Source organism: Pseudoalteromonas sp. SG41-5 (assembly GCF_014164495.1).
GTDB classification, from domain to species: Bacteria; Pseudomonadota; Gammaproteobacteria; order Enterobacterales; family Alteromonadaceae; genus Pseudoalteromonas; species Pseudoalteromonas rhizosphaerae.
Window position 1 is genome coordinate 1 of the sequence record NZ_JACJFH010000174.1, and the last position, 4170, is coordinate 4170.

4 protein-coding genes are annotated in these 4170 nt (G+C 42.4%); 1 reads left to right on the forward strand and 3 read right to left on the reverse strand.

The genetic code is table 11. The annotated features are described in order from the left end of the window. The coding region (gene ltrA, locus H5232_RS22420; RefSeq protein WP_259400181.1) for a group II intron reverse transcriptase/maturase at window positions 1-1088 on the forward strand (1088 nt) is incomplete at its 5' end. 68 nt (window positions 1089-1156) lie between these two features. Here ltrA and H5232_RS22425 read toward each other — a convergent pair. The 3 genes from H5232_RS22425 to H5232_RS22435 all read right to left on the reverse strand — a co-directional run bounded on the left by H5232_RS22425 (window position 1157) and on the right by H5232_RS22435 (window position 3814). Then, window positions 1157-1564 carry an OsmC family protein gene (locus H5232_RS22425; RefSeq protein ID WP_182719700.1) on the reverse strand — a complete coding sequence of 136 codons (408 nt, stop codon included), beginning with the start codon at window positions 1562-1564 and terminating at the stop codon, window positions 1157-1159. A 328-nt stretch (window positions 1565-1892) separates the two neighbouring features. Next, entirely contained in the window at window positions 1893-2981 is a 1089-nt protein-coding gene (locus H5232_RS22430) for an IS91 family transposase (protein WP_182740088.1), read from the reverse strand. Further along, complete coding sequence (locus H5232_RS22435; protein WP_182831555.1) at window positions 2978-3814, reverse strand: tyrosine-type recombinase/integrase; 837 nt, start codon at window positions 3812-3814, stop codon at window positions 2978-2980. Before H5232_RS22435 ends, H5232_RS22430 begins: the two co-directional genes overlap by 4 nt. Window positions 3815-4170 lie beyond the last annotated feature (356 nt).

Sequence of the window (4170 nt, forward strand, 5' to 3'; positions counted from 1 at the left end):
CCTTGCCAGTCAAACGCGTGATGATACCCAAACCCGATGGCGGTGAGCGAATGCTTGGGATCCCTTCTGTTATCGACAGAGTGATCCAACAAGCCATTGCTCAAGTGATCAGCCCTTACTTTGAGCCTCAATTTTCACCACATAGTTATGGTTATCGTTCTCATAAAAGAGCCAGTCAAGCGGTGAACCATGTTCAATTTTGTGTTAAACAAGGTTATAAAACAGCGGTTGATATCGACTTGTCTAAGTTCTTTGATGAAGTAGACCATGACATGCTGATGAATCGTGTTGGCCGTAAAATCAAAGACAAAGCACTCATGCGCCTACTCGGTAAATACTTACGAGCGGGGATCGCAGAGCGCGAAACAGGTCTGTGGTTTGAGTCAACCAAAGGAGTCCCCCAAGGTGGGCCATTATCCCCTTTACTTTCCAACATTTTACTCGATGAATTAGATAAGAAGCTAACCTACAAACACCTTAAGTTTGCACGTTACGCTGATGACATAATCATTTTAGTAAAAACCAAAAGCGAAGGACTAATAATACAACAGGAAATTACTGCGTTTATCACTAAGCGATTAAAGCTCAAAGTGAACGAATCGAAAAGTCGGGTAGGTCCTGTATCAGGCTCGAAATTTCTCGGGTTCACATTTCGTTACGGTCAAGTGCAAATCCACGAACAGGCGCTAAAGAAATTCAAAGCAAATGTCAGGGAGCTCACTAACCGTAACTGGGGGATCTCAATGACCCTACAAATTCATAAACTCACACAGTATTTACGCGGCTGGGGACACTACTACCAGATAGCCAACGCTTATCAGCTAACGGTGGATTTAGATCATTGGATCCGACGTAGGATAAGAATGTGCTACTGGCGGCAATGGCGTAAACCTCGCACCAAAGTACGCAGTTTAATGAAATTGGGGGTCAGTGAGAGACTAGCCATAGCATGTGGTATCACCAGCAAGGGGCCTTGTCGAAGCTCAAAAACAAAAGGAATTAACATTGCGCTAGGCAATGACTATTTAGCGTCAAAAGGTTTAGTGTCACTGAGAGATATTTGGATCAATATTCATTATGGGAGGTGAACCGCCCATTGCGGACCCGCATGATGGGTGGTGTGGGGGCTGGAGGTTAGAGACCTCCGGCTACCCGATTAAGTGCAATTTTTACCCACTTCAGCTGAACAAGTGATATCGATCGTAGGGCTCAACATAAGACAAACATGACAATGCTTTTCCACCGCATTTTGAGCTGCTCGCAAAATGTCAGATTCCTTAAAACCACTGCCATTTACTGTAAAGTGTAAGTTTGCCGATTTATATAAACGAGGTTCTGATTCCGTTAGTGCAAAAGTAACCGTATTTTCTAGGCCTTTAACTTCAAAACCTTGATCTTGTAGTAACAAGACGACATCCGTAGCACTACATGAACCTAAAGCCGACAATAAAACTTCCGTTGGACAAGGGGCTTTCTCACTTGTAGCGTCAACATTAAACGTAAAGCCGCCTTCAGTTGACACTTCAAAGCGACAATCACCATTCCATTTTATATTAATACTCATACTTCCCTACTTTTTGATGTGACTCTCGCTGATTGCACTAACATTTTAGTATTTATGCGACACGCAGTTTGTGTTGCATAATCGCTTGTTGGACTGAGGTGTTACTTATGCTATGGGATTTTGCTTTTTATGGCCTAAGCGATATCAAGCCAACTTTACTGGCGTGTCTATCGTATCTAAGCTATCCCTGCGTTACTCAGCGTTTATTATGCACCTATTAAACCTAATGTTTCACCGTTAAGCAATGATCTTTTTCTCACGCACAATCGCGAGTAGCCTGAGCAGTTAAGCAGGTTAACTCATTGATTTAATGCAGCAAGCTAGGCCGCTAACTCGTTCGAACTATTTCATTCGTCGAAATATCTGAGGTTATCACACCAATAAACCGTAAGATACCAACCTTACATGACTGACAAGGCCAATACGGTATCAATGGTTCTTGCTCTGTTTTGGGCTTCACCGCTTTGCATGCGGTGGATACATGAGCCCTTATCAGGGCTAACTTTCGCTTACGACACGCATTAGCTAAAAAACCATAGTGGCGAATGCGCATAAACCCTTTCGGCAATACATGTTGTAAGTAGCGCCGTAAAAATTCATCACAACTCAGTGTCATTACTTTATCGCGGTTGTTATCTGCATAATCGCGATATTTAAAGCTCACTGACTGCTCATTCACTGACACTAATCGTGATTCTGACATCACGCCTTTTCGGGTATAACGAGCAAGGTAACTAACTAGCTTTTCACTGTACGTTAAACAGGCTTTGCTATACACGCACCATTTGGTTGGCGTGTTTATCTTCGCGAATGAACTATCGCATTCATTGAGCGCCGCCAGCATTTTTCCTCTAAAGACTGTTGATAACGCTTTTACGGGGTATAAATAGTCTTTTTCTATTTCATGCCAGTGCGTTTTTTCAAGTGCACCTGCGGGTATCAAACAATGCAAGTGGATATGCTGACTTAAGTTCTGCCCCCATGTATGCAGTACGCTTGTCATGCCTAACTGGCCATGCATCTTTCGTTTCGCAAATTTACACAGCGTTTGCCATACGGCTTTAAACAAACACTGGTACAACACACTTGGGTTATAGTGAGCAATGATATTCAACTCATGAGGGAGCGTAAAAACAAGGTGGAAATACCGACACGGTAATAAATCCTCTTGCTGTCTTCGCACCCACTTAGCCGTGGCCATGCCTTGGCAACGCGGACAGTGACGGTCTCGACAACTACACCCAATCTGCTGCGACTCCCCACAGCTATCACATTGCCATGCTTGATAACCGAGCTGACCTGTTCTGCATGATTGAAGGTGCTGACAGACACGCAGTTGTTGATAGCTCATCGTATGATGTTGCCGATAATTCTCAAGATTTGAGTTTAAAATATCAGCGAGGTGCAAAGCGCTCATTGTTTACTCCAACTCGCAAGCAAATCAATGCCGCCATGCCCTAACTCAGGTAACCAGTGTAAGTAACTTTGTGTCGTTTTAATATCACTATGACCAAGCTGATGTTGCAATTGATGAAGTGGCATTCCTGATTCAAGTTGATGTGTTGCATAAGCATGGCGTAGTGCATGTGGATTACAGTGTTTTAAACCACACGCTTGTGCGTGTTTTCTCAATGGCTTCCTGAAGGTCGATGCTGACATAGGTTTATCCATTAACAATCGCGAGTAAAACATCCAACCCGTTGGGTGATACATTTTCCAGTAACCGCGTAATTGGTTTAGTACGCTATCTGAAACTACAACATACCGTGACTTATCCCCTTTACCTTGTTCAATTAAAATGGTTTTACGCTGGCCATCGACGTCTTGCACTTTGATACGTAACAATTCGCCAATACGTAAACCGCACCCATAGCAAACCACTATTAACGTTTTTAGTCGCATATCATCCGTACAGCTTTCTATCAGCCGCCGCATATCATCACGTGATAAATAGGTAGGTCCGCGCGACTTCGCTTTTGGCAGTGCAATATCTAAGTTCAATGGCCGATGTAAAATATTCTTAAACAAGAACCAAATACTGTTTATTTGTATTTTCTGACTTGCTCTAGAAAGTTTACGAATAGCGGGATCGTTAAAAAAGGCGTTAAGCTCGTCATCCGTAATCGAGTCAAGCGGTTTATTAAAATAGTGACTGAGTTTAAGTAAATGTTCACAGTGGCTTTTACATGTACTTTGCGAATAACCTCGATAGGCTATTTCAGTTTTGACTTGTTCAATGAGTGTATTCATGACTTACCTCCAAGTTATGGGATAACCCCAAGGTAAGTGTGGCTCAAATGGTCAGAATAGGATCTCCGCGTAGCGGCTTAGTTCAACAATTTTATAGTGCGCGCGTCGCGCATCTTTCTGCCGATGTCACGCTCATGTATTAATAAATCTATTTTTAACAAATAACTTAATGTATTGCCAACTATAATTTTTTATTGGTACTAAAGATATTCAGAAAAGAGAAAATGCGCTCGTCGCTCATTTTCTTGAATATGGGAGCCAAACAACTACACTGTACACATATACAGCATGACTATTGGTGATGACATGAAAACGCGCTCCCCATTTTTAAATTATATCGCTGATTATATGTTGGT